Below are 14060 nucleotides of genomic sequence, written 5' to 3' on the forward strand. Positions count from 1 at the left end.
AAATTAATACTTTATGGACTTAAATACTGGATTTAATAAAAATGATATTTACTCAACTAATTGGGATGTGATTGTTATTGGAGCAGGCGCTGCGGGTTTGATGTCCTCTCTTGAATTACCATCAAATTTGAAAACCTTACTGTTAAATCGCAATACTAGTAAACGCTCTTCAAGTAGATGGGCACAAGGAGGAATGGCTGCTGTTACTCGAATTGAAGATAGCGTGGATGTTCATGCATTGGACACAATGAAAGCGGGGGCTGGCCTTTGTGACCCTGAAGCAGTTCAAATGTTTGTTGAAAGTGCTCCGAGGTTAGTAGATAGACTTTTGAAACTAGGCATGGAATTTGATAGAACCTCTGGAAAATTATCTACAACTCTTGAGGCTGCTCATACTCATAGAAGAGTGCTTCATGTCAAAGATAGAACTGGAAAGGCATTGGTTGATGTCCTTAATGAGCAGGTTGAACAAAAAGAAAATGTTTTGCATCAAAGAGGAATAAGAGTTACTCAGATTTGGGTTGAGAAGGGAAGGTGTTTAGGGGTACAAGTTTTAGATGGACCAGCTTTACGTTGGATCAAATCAAAGGCAGTTGTTTTAGCTACTGGTGGCGGTGGCCATTTATTTGCTAATACAACAAATCCAACTCAAGCAGCAGGTGAGGGAATTGCTTTGGCGTGGAGGGCTGGAGCTCTAATAGAAGATCTCGAATTTTTTCAGTTTCACCCGACTGCTCTGAAATTGAATGATGCGCCCTCGTTTTTAATTTCTGAGGCATTAAGAGGAGAGGGTGCGGTTTTAGTGGACTCATTCGGAAAGAGCCCTGTCGACCATCTTGAAGGGAAAGATCTTGCATCAAGGGATCAAGTCAGCAGGGCATTGTTTAAAGCTATGCAAAAGCAAAAAGTTGATCACATTGGTCTCGATGTGCAATCTATTGATGTTGAGGATATAGAAGCACGCTTTCCGTCTATTTTTCAAAGGTGTAGAGAGCTTGGCCTAGAGCCTTTAAAAGAAGTAATTCCCGTTGCTCCATCTGCGCATTATTGGATGGGCGGTGTCGCTACAAACTTGAAGGCACAAACCAATATTAAAGGACTTTTTGCGATAGGTGAAGTGGCGTGTACAGGACTTCATGGTGCAAATAGGCTTGCAAGCAATTCATTAATGGAATGTTTGGTTTTTGCAAATCAAATGAGGAATATCGAATTAAATGATTTTGAAACTCCAGTTATATCAATAAGTAATGCAAGTTTTAAGAAAGAAAACCTTCGCTTTTCTAGAAATGATGGAACTAATTATTTAACCAAAGAAATCGAAAAACTCAGACAATTATGTTGGCGAGAAGCTGGAGTGGATCGATCGCAAAAAGGAATGTTTGCCGCTCTTTCAAAAGTTAAACGGGATCATGAAAATCTCTTAAACGAGCCTTTATTAAATTTAGTTTTTTCGCAGTCAAAAGATGAAATTAATGGATTTGATGAAATTTCTAGGAGAGATCTTAACTTGCTTCTCGATTTAAGTAATCGACAAAAATCTAGCTCGCTTATGTTGGAGGCTTGCTTATTTCGTAAAGAGAGTAGAGGAGGGCATTTTAGAGATGATTACCCTACTTCAGTTCCTTTTTGGAAATGTCATACACGTCAAGTAAAAGGAAAGAATATTCATACAAGACCAGTTAGCGAATTTACTGTTATGACTAAAAATCTTTAGTGTTCTTGTAATTACTTAGTTCGGCTAATTCTTTAAGGCTTTTCACTCCTGAATCAATTGAGCCATTAATTTCCCAAGAAGGGAAACCTGTTATACCTTTAGCCTCGCAAAGTTCTCTTTGGTTATTAAACCCATCTTTTGCACATTCAACTAAATTTAATTTTTCCGAAGCTTCTTTTCCAAACATTTCTTTTTGATCATGGCAATGTGGACACCAATATGCGTTGTACATCACCGCTCCTTCTTTTGTAAGATGTTCTGCGAGTTTTATTTTCTCAGGAGAACTTATCGCTATTACAGCAGGTGGGGTACCTTGGATATTATTTGAGACTTCCTGGGTAGTTGGATCAACTGATGATGACCAAATTAGGCCTGCCATAAGAACGGCTACTGACATAATAAAACCCCTGAAAAATAACTTTCCATAATCTTCCCATCCGCCTCCAAACACATTTAATAATAGAAGTGAAACTGATATAAGACAAGAAAGAAGACAGAAAAAGCAGAAAGCTTTAATTTTAAATATCATAATTGAGATTAAAATTAAGCTAAAAATAAAAGTCGATGTAGATATATAAAAAGAGCCCCACCATGCGATTTTTGAGACACTATTTTTCTTATTTTTTAGAATCGGTATTAACGGGAATATTGCCATTAACAATATTAAAAAATAACTGATTAAACCCATTAAAGATAATGGAATAGAATAATTATTTGCTTGAATCAAAGTTCCCCAAGGGCTATTTAAAACTTTATCGCACCCCCCTAATCCACCTGGACAGTTTAAATTTCCTATTAATCCCCATTTGTTCAATGTTATTGATCCTGTATCAATAATTCCTACAGTTGATAATATTGCTATACCAACTCTCGCCCACTTTGAACCCAAATCTTGGCGTCGTCGACTTTTTAGTCTTGAGGATCCCATGAAGGTGGAATATGAATAGATAAAGTTATTTATTTATCTTAAAGAGTAATTCATTTAAAGGCTGAATAATCTAAACCATGTTCAATGTTCTTTATATTTTTAGAACCATTTAAATATTTGAATCGGTATTAAATATAAACTGCTTTAATTGATAAATACTAATAATAGGGATTTATTGATTCAGATTAATTTAATAGCTTTAAGGGCTTTTTGAATCAAGAATGCTGCGGAAAGACCTGCCCCAACAAAAACTAAGTAAAATAGAATTCCCATTTGATTTAAATTTCTCAAATAATAATAGAACATCAGTGCTTTATCTTTTGAATTTATTAATTTTAATCTTGAATATATTGTTTCCCATTTATCAGGCATTGCTCTGCTCGTTGTAATTCACGACCAATGTAAATGGCATGATCTAAATGACTAAGGGGGAATGGACCATGACCCTCTGAGATTTGAATACCTAATTGCTTGGCACTCTTTCCTCTATAAATATTGCTTGGTTGATTTCTACTTTTTGTTTTACAACCAATTGTCTCACCTGACTCTGGATCAATAGCTCGGCCTTTTTGATCAATATCATTTAAATAATGTTCAAGTATTAACTCATTTGTTTTTGGTTCAATTTTTATTAAGAAATAACCATTTGGGTCAAGCTTTATTTGTCGCTTGGATAATTTATCATCTAAAGTCTTTATTGATTTAATTAAGTCTTCTTGACGATCTGGATTTTTCATTTCTTTAATTTAAAAATTAAAAAGAAGATACAGAAGTAATCTGATATCATTAAATTTTTAGCTTTTTCTTCAAAAATTTATCCTGAAATAAAGCTTTTTAAGATTAAAAATATAAGTAGATTTACAAAAATAAAAGATAAATAAACAACGCCTGGATTTTTTAGCCCTGCTGGTGCTGTTAGTTCATAGCCAAATAGAGTAATAACACCTTGAGTCCCTTTATCTTTATAACTAAAAATCCCTTTAGCAAAGAAAGGTTTTTCTTCATTAGGCTCAACTTCATCTTTCTCAGTGGAAAGCGATTTATCTGTCTCAGGTGAATCTAGTAAATTGTTGTCTGTCATTAAGATTAAGTCTGTAATTTGTCTGAAGTTACTATGTATTTGATAGCTTTGGCTCTTCAAACTTAAAAGGTACTTCATTGTTTGTAGCGTTTATTTGATCAATCATTAATTTATTGGCTTTTGGAAGCCATTCTCTAATTAATGAGTCCATAGGTGAGTTGTACCATCTATGAAGACTTGCATTGGGTTTAGAAATAAAACCTCTTCGTTTTTTGTGACTCCCGCCCGCTCCAGGATCAAAATATTTGATTTGATTTGCTATTGCCCACTCAATTGGGGAGTAATAACAAGCTTCAAAATGTAAATTATCTATATTTTCTTCTGAACCCCAATATCTCCCCCAAAGCATATTTTCGTTTTTAACACATAGTGACATTCCAATAGTTTTATCAATTCCTTCTTTTTTTGCTTCAAATAAAACAATATTTTCTTTGAGATCTGCTGATGTAAGTTCAGTGAAAAATGACTCAGTCAGGTATTTACTCCCCCATACTCCCCATCTTGAACAATGAAGCTCATAAAAATAATGCATTTTTTTTAAATTTATTACATTTATTTGTGATCCACTAACAGGCTCAACTTTTACCCCACATTTTTTTATGCTTTCTCTTTCTCTCTTGATATTTCTACGTTGATTAGAATTAAACTTTTTTAAAAAATCAGAAAAACTATTTTCGTCATTCAATTTTAATAAACTTTGTTGGTTGATCCATTTAGCGCAATCTAGAGATTCAGCTATTTTCATCCATTTAGGATCTACATATAAAAAATTACAACTTAAAATGCTATTTTGTTTAGCAAATCTATCAATTTCAGAGAATAATATATTTGTGAGATCTATATTATTAACCCCTTCTGCAAAAAGAAAGCGATAACCTTCTATTGGACTTAGTGGACTCATTCCTATTAGCTTTGGATAATATTGAAGTCCCATGTCTTGAGCTAATTGAACAAAGGGATGATCAAATATAAATTCTCCATAACTATGAGATTTAAGATATAGAGGTGCACATGCAATTAAATTATTTTCACTCCAAGCAGAAAGAAATAATGGTTGCCATCCATATTTTGCACTAACACTTCTTGATTTTTCTAATGCATTTAACCAATCCCACTTATAAAAAGGAGTTGAATTTTCTTTTAAGAAATTATTCCAAATGATTTTAGGAATCTCTTGGATTGATGAATGCCATTTAATTTTGATATTGTTCATTTCTTTTATATTAAATCTATATTCAAGATAAATTATTTCTAAAATATCTGATAAGTAATTCATTATTACCAAGCTTTTTATTTTCTTTTAGAATCCAGTTATTTTTTTTATTCATGATTGTATTTAGGTTTCTTAAGTCAGATGAAACCCAGCAGTATCTCCCCCCTAAAAGATCAGGAGTAATAGTAATTTGTAATTCATCTATTAGATCCTCTAAAAGAAAAGCTGAAATAAGATTTGCGCCTCCTAGTAATACAATTTTCGCAATTCCTTTCTGATATAAATCAGAAAGAGAATCACGCCATGTAGATTTTAAATTTATTTTTTTATTGAATCCATTAGGAAGCATAATCTCATTTTTCTTATCTTGCTTTTGGATTAACCATTTTTGAAGTGGTTGTTTAAAAAAAAGCCAATTAGCTGGAAAATCTATTTGATTGCTGGCTATGAGAGCAATTGGCTGTTCATTCTTTCCTTCTGAAATCCTTTGCTTTAATAAGTATTTATTTTTAATGACACAAATTGATTGATGATCCCTCAGCGTTTGCCCTCCCATCAAAATCCCATCTGACCAAGCAAGTGATTCTTCTAAAACTAAACGATCACCAGACTGACCTAATTGTGTTTTTCCTCCTTCAGGATATGCGATACGTCCATCAATACTAGAAGCTAAAACTAATTTAACCCAATTTTTTTTCAACTATCTCAGCAAACCAATCTGATTTTTTGAGTCTTTAGTATCAATCTTTGATTCAGGTACGTTTGCATAAACCTCAGCTGCATTATTTGGACTCTCTTGTAGTTTTATCTTATATAAATTTGCCCCAATCGCATTGATTGGATTTGTTAATTTATCTGAAATATGCAATGCAATATTTTCAGCTGTAGGAACACAATTTGCAAAATAAGGAATATCTTTATTTAAAAAGGTATGATCAAAAGGCTCTACAACCAAATCATTAATTAAACTATTTAATGCAGATAAATCACATATCATTCCGGTTCTAGGATTAATCTTTCCTTTTACAGTTATATCTACTAAATAATTGTGACCATGTCCATTTGGCCTGGCACATTTTCCGAAAATTTTTTCGTTTTCGGTTTGAGGTAGATCTTCTCTGGCTAAGCGATGAGCAGCTGAAAAGTGTGTTTGAACTGTTAAATAAGCATCCATAGCATTTCCTTGATAATCAGCCCAGAGTTTTGGGCTTTCGTAAAGGCGAAGGGACTTTAGTGGTAAGTGAGATTGAAGGCGTTCCCATATAATACGAACTAAACTTTCAGTTGTGGGAAGGCAACCTTCGGGTTTAGAAAGGTCAAACTCTGGCCATGTGTCATTTAAAAAACGAAAGTCAAGTTGACTTGTTACTTCCTTTTTTATGGCATGTTTTACATCTGAGAGGTTTAAGACCATGCCATATTTATTGAGATCCCCTTCCATGGTTACGATTAACTCGTAATTATGTCCGTGGCCAGGAGATATTGAGCATGGGCCAAACAAAGCTGAATTATCATCATCAGATAATTCAGGAAGCTTGTATAGGTGGCTTGCGCTAAAGCATGCTCGCCTTGTAATTACACAGCTTCTCCCCTCTCCATGTGGGAAATTAGATGTGATTGCTTCCATAAATTTTTCACATCAGATCACATCCTAATAACTTTTAGTTACTTCTGTCTTTATGTCCTTCAAATCAACCCCTAAAACTCTTAAAGAAAAGTTAGGTGGTCGAAATATATTTTTGATAGGAATGATGGGCTCCGGCAAAAGTCAAACGGGACCAGCTCTAGCCAAAATGATCAATTATGCGTTTGTCGATACTGATGATGTTATAGAAAAAGCTTCTAAGCAGTCTATTTCATCTATTTTTGAAAAAGATGGAGAGAAAGTTTTTAGGGATGTTGAAAAAAAAGTTTTAAAAGAAATTAGTCAACATCATTCTCTTGTAATCGCTACTGGAGGTGGTTTAGTTACATTGCCTGAAAACTGGGGCATTCTTCATCAAGGAATAGTTATTTGGCTAGATCTTGATTTAAAACGTTCACTTAAAAGATTGGAAAATGATAAAAAGAAACGCCCATTACTAACTGGGAATGATTTAGCTAAAAATTTTAGTCAGATTTATGAATCTAGAAAACCAATATATTGTGAATCAGATTTGAGAATAGAAGTTGAGGACCAATCTTCATATGAGGTTGCAACTATGATTACTGAACATTTGCCAAGCATTCTTATTGACCCGGAGAATCAAGCCGAACGGCATACCACTGAATTGTAAAACCTGTTTTGATTTCCAGGTCGCAAGCTGTATCAAGCAAATGTTGAGCAGCTTCTGCTATTGAAGACTTACATGCAAGATCTAATGGTAATGATTCGAATTTATTTAACCAAGATTGAATCCATAAAAGAGTTTCTTCTTTATTCAGGAATTGTTCACTTTCGCCTGGAACCAAAACAACATAATTATCCATTTCTCTTATTAGAGGATCAGACATGAGACTGAAATTTTTCTTTTTTTTGATTTCTATTGTAATTCTTTTTTCTTACTCAGGTTTTACGCTTGCTGAAACTTTTCTGGAGAAAAATAATTTTCAACCATCTAAGCTTTCTGAACGCAAATTAATTTGGCCTGATTGGCGCTTTCCTTCTTCTATTAGGCGCCCAAAATTAAAAGATGATTTAATTTACCCTGATTGGTTTGAAGGGGTATGGGATGTTACTAGTGAGATAGTAAGTGATAAGAATCAAGAACCTATTAATCACTCAGCTAATTTCATTCAAAATAACTCGGGTAATGTAGTTGCTGACCGTGAATACAACACTAAGTCTTATGCATTGAGCACAAAGAGTGGTGGCTTTTTATCAGTAAAGAATGATCCTAAATCACCCAATCGTCAGTTTGCTAAATTAACTGAAGATAGGTATTTAGAGACGAAGATTATAGGAAGGCTTCAAGAACAAATAGATAAAAATATTTTTATTACTGATGAATTGATTTTACAAATTTTGCATACACCAGAATTGAGCAGGGTTAGCCAGGTCGAGACATTAACTGAGTTTAAAAAATGTGGATCTAACCAAAACAATGAGATAAATCCAAGTGATTTTAATATTTGTGGAGAACAATTTCAGGCAATTTACAACCAACCTGGACAAAATATTATTTCTTTGCCGATTAAAACAGAGAAATCTAAATTAATACTTAGAAAGACTAATCATGATTAGTTGATGGTAATTGATCTTCAATTAAGTCTCTCCAGTGAAAAAGATTTTGAAGACTTGGATCGTTTATATATAATGGACAGCCTTTGCCTTTTAGACTTTCTCCAGATGAATTTGGGAATTTGAGAAGTGATAGGTGTGATGCTACAGAAATATCAGCAATAGAAAGCTTTTTCCCAATAAGAAAGTTTTCTTGATCAATTAAATTTGATAAATATTGAAGATTTTGTTTTAGAGATTCTTTCTCTTTCTGGTTTATTAATCCAGAGATCTGATTAACAATCTTTGCAGGAATATTCATAAGAAGTGTTTGCATAGAATCCGAGATTTTGTTGGCAAATAAAGAGGAAATCAATAGTGGATTCTTCGTAAGCTCTTCCAAAAAGACAATTTTTATAGATTTTGCCAAAGTTGTATCTGCCCAATTCTCAATGATCTGGGCCTGAGAAGCTTCTTTTAGACCCTCTGGAATTAATTTTGGCACTGTTTCAATTTTCTCTAAGTGTCGTATTATTGAACTTGAGTCATAGATTGTTTTTTCCTTATCAAAAAGCACGGGTAATTTTTTCTGCCCTGTTTTTTGAAAGACATCTATTTGCCCTATGGCTGGAGTGATCTCTACGGTTCGATATTCAAGCTTTTTTGCAGCCAAAGCCATTCTTACTTTCAAGCAATAAGGTGAATGCCTAAATTGATGAAGTACCAACATTCTATTTTTCTTCAAATGGTTAGCAGATTAGCTATTAATTCAGTCTTTTGGTGGTAAAAAATGGGTGAGTTTTTTTCTAATGTTTCTCGGTATCCCAAATATCTCATCACAATAGTTTTGGGGGTTTTTGCTGCTGCAATTTCTCCATTAATTAAACGAGGTAGTAATCCGATCACAGCGATTGCTCTTGTTGGGGCACTGTTAAGTGGACTTTTGACAATAATATTCTTATTAAAGGCTATGGCTTTCCCTGCACCAATTACTTAGTTATGGCTAATTCAAGAAGGGTAGAAAAATTAGCAGCTTTACTAAAAAGAGAAGTTAGTGAACTTTTAGTTAATGGGGTTAGAGATGAAAGAATTCATCAAGCTATGATCACCATTACCTCTGTCGAGGTCTCCGGTGACTTACAGCATGCAAGAATTTTTATAAGTCTTTTTGGCGAAGAGAAAAAAAAAGCTGAAGTACTTATTGGTTTGGAGGAAGCAAAGCGATTTATTCGTGCTGAGCTTGCTCGAAGGCTTCAAATGAGACGGTCCCCTGAGCTTGTTTTTAAAATTGATAAAGGTATGACAAAAGGTCCTGCAGTTTTAGATCTTCTAAATTCATTAGAAATGGAGCGTAAAAGTAAAGATATAGGTAAGGGCTTATAGATTAATAAATATTTTTGATGAATAAGTCTGATCTTAGAAGACAAGTTGCTGAATTATTCATAGTTAGAGCAAGTGGATTTAACCTTGATTCTCAACGTTTATATCCTAAATTAGAAGAATCTAATTCAAATCTTAAGAGACTTTTAGAAGAAGGTGTTGGTGGAGTTATTCTTTTAGGAGGAACTATAAAAGAATTAGAAATTCGATGCAATGTATTAAAAAAATGGTCAGGTAAACCTCTTCTTTTATGCGCTGACATTGAGGAAGGTGTTGGCCAAAGATTTTATGGAGGAACCCAGTTTATTCCTCCAATGGGTATCGCTCAGATTTATAAAAAAGATCATAAGTTAGCAATTTCTATTTCTGAGAAAATCGGTTATTTTACTGGTAAAGAAGCAAAACATATTGGTTTGAATTGGTTATTAGCACCAGTTTGTGATATCAATAACAATTCAAATAATCCGGTTATAAATCTAAGAGCTTGGGGAGAAGAACCTGAAACAGTAAAAAGTTTAACTTGTGCTTTTCATAGGGGTGTTTCTAGATCAAAAATACTGACTTGTGCGAAACATTTTCCTGGACATGGAAATTCCGAAGTTGACTCTCACTTGGATTTGCCAGAGATACAGAATGATTTAAATAAATTAGAGAAATTTGAGTTGATTCCATTTAAGTCTTTAATCAATCAAGGAATAAATAGTATCATGATTGGACATTTGCTTTTGTCAAAGATTGATCCTATTTATCCTGCAACGCTCTCAAAAAGATTGGTTACTGATTTATTACGTACAAAATTAAAATACGATGGTTTGGTCGTCAGCGATGCGTTAGTTATGAATGCAATATCTAATAAATATAGTAGTGGTATCGCTGCAGTCTTGGCTTTTGATGCAGGGATTGATTTGATTATGATGCCAAAAGATATCAATGAGGCTATTGACTCTCTTACAGATGCTTTTTATTCAGAAAAAATTTCTTTAGAAAGGCTACATCTATCTAGAGAAAGAAGAAAGAAACAACTTGATTTAATTAGTAATGCAAGTGATTTAGAACAAGAGGAATTGAGGAATGATGATATTAAGAATAAATTTTCATTGAATGCCTATAAATTTAGTAAATCTATAATAAAAAATTCAATTTTTATCAGAGAAGAAAGTATTATAAAAGCTGAAGTTAATGATATTAATCTTATACAAATTGATAATTTCGATCAAATATCTAATAAATTATTTCCTGCATTAGATCTACCTAGGGCAGTAGGGTTTAAAAATCTAATTATACATCCATTTGGTATCAGTCCATGGCAAAAAACTAATAAAAAATACTTACAACTGGAGCTTTTTGATAATAGTAAAATTCTTATTCAGCTTTTTGTAAGAGGTAAACCATTTATCGGTTTAGATTATAACAACGATCATTGGGTAGATGCGATAAAAAATTTAGAAATAGAGAAAAGATTATCTGGTGTTATAATATATGGATGTCCATATTTGTATGATAGAATCAAGAAAGCTATTCATAATTCTATTCCTTTAGCTTATAGTCCTAGTCAAATAGAGGAAGCACAAAAACAAATTTTAACTCGTATTTTGCAATCAAAAATTGTTCAAAAAAAAATTGATAAAACATTAAATAATGAATTTACTGATTAAAAATTGCTTAATCAACAATTTAGTATTCAAGAAAAACCTTATTAATATTTAAATAACTGGATAGTTATTCTTTAGACTTCCTAGAAAGAAGCATACAGAAATGGCTTTAACCAAAAGGAAGATAATTATTACTCGAGCACAAGAACAGACTTCAGAGGCTCGTGAAATCTTTCTAAAAAATGGAGCTGAGGTATTTGATCTTCCTTCCTTGGTGATTGGACCTCCAGCTGACTGGACTCCTTTAGATGATGCCTTAAAGGAAATTAATACCTTTGACTGGTTAGTATTTTCTAGCGCAAATGGTGTTCGAAATGTTGAAGATAGAATGAAACAAATCGACTTATCTTTGTCAAAAATTTCTAACACTATTCAAATCGCCGCTGTCGGAAGAAAAACAGCTTCTTTGTTATCAGATATGGATGCAAAGATTAGTTTTGTTCCTCCTCACTTTGTTGCAGATAGCTTGGTTGAGTATTTCCCTCAGAATCCCAAAGGTTTAAAATTATTTATTCCCAGAGTGCAAACTGGAGGCAGATCAGTATTGTCTGACTCGTTTAAATCACAAGGAGCAAAGGTTACAGAAGTAGCTGCTTATGAATCTTCTTGCCCTAAAGATATACCTCGAAAGACTATTGACGCTTTGAATAGTGGGGAAATAGATATTATTGCTTTTACTAGTGGTAAAACAGTAATAAATAGTGTCCGCTTATTTAATAAATACTTTGGTGAAAGTTGGTTGAAATTAATTGAAAAGATTAAAATTGTTTCGATTGGACCTCAAACAACGATTAGCTGCAAAAAACTAATTAGAAAACCTGATAAAGAGGCTTCCCCTCATGATCTAGAAGGCTTGTTGAAAGCTTGTTTAGAACTAAATTTTAATTGAATTTATGATGATTTTTCAACGAGCTCTTTAAACCCATCAAGATTTTTTTGTAATTCTTTTGTGACCATTCCTCCAAGAATATTTGCTTTCATTAGATTTGCTAAAACTTGAGGTAATTCATAAGATATTTTTAATTTAACTACAGTTTTAGCAATTTCTTCATTGTAAAATCTTACTGACCCCTTAGTAGGTAAACCTCCAACTGATTTCCATTCCAATTTTTCTGCTTCTACTCTTTCAGTGATTTGAGCTTTCCATTTAAAACGAAAGCCATTGGCTGCAAGCGTCCACTCCGTTAAATCAGGAAGTGTCGAGGTTTTTTCGTCGACTGTTTTAACCGACTCGATCCAAGTCATCCACAAAGGCATCGAATCTAAGTCACTCCAAAACTTCCAGACCAGTTCAACTGGAGCATTAATTTCACTTATCACGGTGTGATCAAGCCACTTTCCCATTTCTTAAGCAACCGATGAATTTTTTGCTAGTGAAACAGACTTTGAGAGCATTGCTGAGGCAGCAAGATGTCCGCTCATTGTTGCTCCTTCCATAGAGTCAATGTAGTCCTGTTTTGTGTAACTGCCTGCCAAGAAGAAATTACTAAAAGAGGTTTTCTGATCTGGCCTATATGGCTCCATTCCAGGTGCCTCTCTGTAGAGAGAATGTGAGACTTTTACCACATTGCTCCATAAAAGAGTCAAGCTTCTAGAAGAAGGGAAAAGGGCCCTGACCTGTAGATCTGTATGTTTGACAATTTCGTCTGAAGACTTTGTAATCCAAGGATCACCGGGGGTTAACACACATTGAAGAAGCGAACCCTGTCCATCTTTTTTATAGTCTTCTGGGCTTGATAAAGCTAAATCTGCAAAACAACTAAAATCAGCATCGGCTGTATATAACAAATTGTCTAAACCAGATGGATTTTTTAGGTTTCTTTTAGCTTGTTCATTGTTGACTTCGGTTACCCAGCCATTATATCTAAGTTGTACTGTTGCCACTGGTACTGCATCGAGCTTGAAAAGTGAGTCGAACTCTTTAAAACGTCTCCATGATCTAGGAATGATTCTCTTAATACCAGATACATCACAAGCAGCCAAATATTTGTCTGCTTGAATTTTTTTCTCTCCTTCGGGGGTTTGAAGAGTTAATCCAGTCACAGATGGTTGGTCGGAATCCTCTGAATGAATTTCTTTAACAATATTCTCTAGGTGAAGTCTTCCGCCTCTTTGTTCGATGTAATTGAGTATTGGTTTGGTGAGCCATTTGTGGGGTGAGCCCTTTAATAGGTTTAGCTTGGAGGCCTCTGTTTTTGAAGCAAACATCATAAAGATGGTAAGCATGCATCTTGCTGAGATGGCTTCGCAATCAATAAATCCCAGAGCATATGCAATAGGATTCCACATCCTTTCGATACTATTTAAGCTTCCTCCATGGTTAAGAAACCATTGTTGAAAACTTATAGAATCTAGTGAACGTATTGTTTTCATCGCACCCTCGTAGTCAATAAGCCCTCTTACAATTGGACTTGTTCCAAGAGCAAGAGCATTTCTTAGTTTGTCAATCCAATTTAATTGAGGTGTAGTGAAGAAGGCTTTTAAGCCGTTAAAAGGAGCTCCTGCAAAAAATCGAAAATCAAGTGATTTAATGTCAGCGCCCTTATTCACAAAAAGGTGAGTGTGATCTTTTGGTAAAAGATTTTCCAAGGCCCCTACTTTTCTCATTAAGGCAAACAGATTGGCATAGTTAAAAAAGAAAACATGTAAGCCCATCTCTATATGATTGCCATCGGAATCTTCCCAGCTTCCAACTTTGCCTCCCATAAATGGTTTTGCTTCATATAGGTCGACCTCATGTCCTTCATCAACAAGGTCAACTGCAGCAGTCAAGCCTGCTAAACCTGCACCTATTATTGCGATTTTCACTCGTTTAATTAGATGGATACACTAACTCTATGAATAAAAACTCTTTTTTGGCACTTTTAAAATCGAATATAATTAATAGAGTGTC

General features: G+C 34.0%; 18 protein-coding genes. 7 read left to right on the forward strand and 11 right to left on the reverse strand.

The genetic code is table 11. The annotated features are described in order from the left end of the window. Positions 1–13 precede the first annotated feature (13 nt). A complete protein-coding gene (gene nadB, locus AC6EIW_RS08640) occupies positions 14–1714 on the forward strand; it encodes an L-aspartate oxidase (protein WP_498520253.1) in 1701 nt (566 codons plus the stop codon). Here nadB and AC6EIW_RS08645 read toward each other — a convergent pair. The 7 genes from AC6EIW_RS08645 to AC6EIW_RS08675 form a co-directional block, all read right to left on the reverse strand. Continuing rightward, positions 1701–2642, reverse strand: a complete 942-nt coding sequence (locus AC6EIW_RS08645) for a vitamin K epoxide reductase family protein (protein WP_498520254.1) — start codon at positions 2640–2642, stop codon at positions 1701–1703. The two genes, nadB and AC6EIW_RS08645, sit on opposite strands and share 14 nt — an antisense overlap. Positions 2643–2822: 180 nt before the next feature. Next, positions 2823–3014, reverse strand: a complete 192-nt coding sequence (gene petL, locus AC6EIW_RS08650) for a cytochrome b6-f complex subunit PetL (protein ID WP_498520255.1) — start codon at positions 3012–3014, stop codon at positions 2823–2825. Next, on the reverse strand, positions 2978–3379 hold the full coding sequence (locus AC6EIW_RS08655; protein ID WP_498520256.1) for a DUF4346 domain-containing protein: 402 nt from the start codon (positions 3377–3379) through the stop codon (positions 2978–2980). Before AC6EIW_RS08655 ends, petL begins: the two co-directional genes overlap by 37 nt. Positions 3380–3456: 77 nt before the next feature. Beyond that, a complete protein-coding gene (locus AC6EIW_RS08660) occupies positions 3457–3723 on the reverse strand; it encodes a hypothetical protein (protein ID WP_498520257.1) in 267 nt (88 codons plus the stop codon). A gap of 31 nt (positions 3724–3754) precedes the next feature. Then, on the reverse strand, positions 3755–4936 hold the full coding sequence (locus AC6EIW_RS08665) for a GNAT family N-acetyltransferase (RefSeq protein WP_498520258.1): 1182 nt from the start codon (positions 4934–4936) through the stop codon (positions 3755–3757). 22 nt (positions 4937–4958) lie between these two features. Next, complete coding sequence (locus tag AC6EIW_RS08670) at positions 4959–5636, reverse strand: RibD family protein (protein ID WP_498520259.1); 678 nt, start codon at positions 5634–5636, stop codon at positions 4959–4961. After that, a complete protein-coding gene (locus AC6EIW_RS08675) occupies positions 5637–6563 on the reverse strand; it encodes a 6-pyruvoyl trahydropterin synthase family protein (protein ID WP_498520260.1) in 927 nt (308 codons plus the stop codon). A gap of 52 nt (positions 6564–6615) precedes the next feature. Here AC6EIW_RS08675 and AC6EIW_RS08680 point away from each other — a divergent pair, with 52 nt between their 5' ends. Next, the gene (locus AC6EIW_RS08680) at positions 6616–7212 is read left to right on the forward strand and encodes a shikimate kinase (protein ID WP_498520261.1); all 597 of its coding nucleotides are present in this window, start codon (positions 6616–6618) and stop codon (positions 7210–7212) included. Here the strand turns inward: AC6EIW_RS08680 and AC6EIW_RS08685 are convergent. Next, a complete protein-coding gene (locus AC6EIW_RS08685; RefSeq protein WP_498520262.1) occupies positions 7166–7429 on the reverse strand; it encodes a CRR7 family NDH-1 assembly protein in 264 nt (87 codons plus the stop codon). The genes AC6EIW_RS08680 and AC6EIW_RS08685 overlap by 47 nt on opposite strands. A gap of 22 nt (positions 7430–7451) precedes the next feature. Between AC6EIW_RS08685 and AC6EIW_RS08690 the strand changes: the two genes are divergently transcribed. Beyond that, a complete protein-coding gene (locus AC6EIW_RS08690; RefSeq protein ID WP_498520263.1) occupies positions 7452–8159 on the forward strand; it encodes a DUF6816 family protein in 708 nt (235 codons plus the stop codon). On the opposite strand, the gene AC6EIW_RS08695 is transcribed toward AC6EIW_RS08690, so the two are convergent. After that, complete coding sequence (locus AC6EIW_RS08695) at positions 8146–8865, reverse strand: glutathione S-transferase family protein (protein WP_498520264.1); 720 nt, start codon at positions 8863–8865, stop codon at positions 8146–8148. The two genes, AC6EIW_RS08690 and AC6EIW_RS08695, sit on opposite strands and share 14 nt — an antisense overlap. A 60-nt stretch (positions 8866–8925) precedes the next feature. Between AC6EIW_RS08695 and AC6EIW_RS08700 the strand changes: the two genes are divergently transcribed. The 4 genes from AC6EIW_RS08700 to AC6EIW_RS08715 all read left to right on the forward strand — a co-directional run bounded on the left by AC6EIW_RS08700 (position 8926) and on the right by AC6EIW_RS08715 (position 12056). After that, positions 8926–9132: a DUF751 family protein gene (locus AC6EIW_RS08700; RefSeq protein ID WP_498520265.1), complete on the forward strand. Its 207-nt coding sequence runs from the start codon at positions 8926–8928 to the stop codon at positions 9130–9132. 2 nt (positions 9133–9134) lie between these two features. Then, positions 9135–9518, forward strand: coding sequence for a 30S ribosome-binding factor RbfA (rbfA, locus tag AC6EIW_RS08705; RefSeq protein WP_498520266.1), 384 nt, complete (start codon positions 9135–9137; stop codon positions 9516–9518). A 17-nt stretch (positions 9519–9535) separates the two neighbouring features. Next, positions 9536–11170: a glycoside hydrolase family 3 N-terminal domain-containing protein gene (locus tag AC6EIW_RS08710; RefSeq protein WP_498520267.1), complete on the forward strand. Its 1635-nt coding sequence runs from the start codon at positions 9536–9538 to the stop codon at positions 11168–11170. Between the two features lie 100 nt (positions 11171–11270). Beyond that, on the forward strand, positions 11271–12056 hold the full coding sequence (locus AC6EIW_RS08715) for a uroporphyrinogen-III synthase (RefSeq protein WP_498520268.1): 786 nt from the start codon (positions 11271–11273) through the stop codon (positions 12054–12056). Positions 12057–12058: 2 nt separating this feature from the next. On the opposite strand, the gene AC6EIW_RS08720 is transcribed toward AC6EIW_RS08715, so the two are convergent. Both AC6EIW_RS08720 and zds read right to left on the reverse strand, forming a co-directional pair. Beyond that, on the reverse strand, positions 12059–12511 hold the full coding sequence (locus AC6EIW_RS08720; protein ID WP_498520269.1) for an SRPBCC family protein: 453 nt from the start codon (positions 12509–12511) through the stop codon (positions 12059–12061). Between the two features lie 3 nt (positions 12512–12514). After that, on the reverse strand, positions 12515–13975 hold the full coding sequence (gene zds / locus AC6EIW_RS08725) for a 9,9'-di-cis-zeta-carotene desaturase (RefSeq protein WP_498520270.1): 1461 nt from the start codon (positions 13973–13975) through the stop codon (positions 12515–12517). Between the last annotated feature and the right edge of the window lie 85 nt (positions 13976–14060).

It is taken from the genome of Prochlorococcus sp. MIT2308, from assembly GCF_059772345.1.

What these genes read in the sequence shown, in the direction of transcription:
- nadB (WP_498520253.1), top strand. Translation starts at nt 14, where the DNA reads ATGGACTTAAATACTGGATTTAATAAAAATGATATTTACTCAACTAAT.
- AC6EIW_RS08645 (WP_498520254.1), bottom strand. Translation starts at nt 2,642, where the DNA reads ATGGGATCCTCAAGACTAAAAAGTCGACGACGCCAAGATTTGGGTTCA.
- petL (WP_498520255.1), bottom strand. Translation starts at nt 3,014, where the DNA reads ATGCCTGATAAATGGGAAACAATATATTCAAGATTAAAATTAATAAAT.
- AC6EIW_RS08655 (WP_498520256.1), bottom strand. Translation starts at nt 3,379, where the DNA reads ATGAAAAATCCAGATCGTCAAGAAGACTTAATTAAATCAATAAAGACT.
- AC6EIW_RS08660 (WP_498520257.1), bottom strand. Translation starts at nt 3,723, where the DNA reads ATGACAGACAACAATTTACTAGATTCACCTGAGACAGATAAATCGCTT.
- AC6EIW_RS08665 (WP_498520258.1), bottom strand. Translation starts at nt 4,936, where the DNA reads ATGAACAATATCAAAATTAAATGGCATTCATCAATCCAAGAGATTCCT.
- AC6EIW_RS08675 (WP_498520260.1), bottom strand. Translation starts at nt 6,563, where the DNA reads ATGGAAGCAATCACATCTAATTTCCCACATGGAGAGGGGAGAAGCTGT.
- AC6EIW_RS08680 (WP_498520261.1), top strand. Translation starts at nt 6,616, where the DNA reads ATGTCCTTCAAATCAACCCCTAAAACTCTTAAAGAAAAGTTAGGTGGT.
- AC6EIW_RS08685 (WP_498520262.1), bottom strand. Translation starts at nt 7,429, where the DNA reads ATGTCTGATCCTCTAATAAGAGAAATGGATAATTATGTTGTTTTGGTT.
- AC6EIW_RS08695 (WP_498520264.1), bottom strand. Translation starts at nt 8,865, where the DNA reads ATGTTGGTACTTCATCAATTTAGGCATTCACCTTATTGCTTGAAAGTA.
- AC6EIW_RS08700 (WP_498520265.1), top strand. Translation starts at nt 8,926, where the DNA reads ATGGGTGAGTTTTTTTCTAATGTTTCTCGGTATCCCAAATATCTCATC.
- rbfA (WP_498520266.1), top strand. Translation starts at nt 9,135, where the DNA reads ATGGCTAATTCAAGAAGGGTAGAAAAATTAGCAGCTTTACTAAAAAGA.
- AC6EIW_RS08710 (WP_498520267.1), top strand. Translation starts at nt 9,536, where the DNA reads ATGAATAAGTCTGATCTTAGAAGACAAGTTGCTGAATTATTCATAGTT.
- AC6EIW_RS08715 (WP_498520268.1), top strand. Translation starts at nt 11,271, where the DNA reads ATGGCTTTAACCAAAAGGAAGATAATTATTACTCGAGCACAAGAACAG.
- AC6EIW_RS08720 (WP_498520269.1), bottom strand. Translation starts at nt 12,511, where the DNA reads ATGGGAAAGTGGCTTGATCACACCGTGATAAGTGAAATTAATGCTCCA.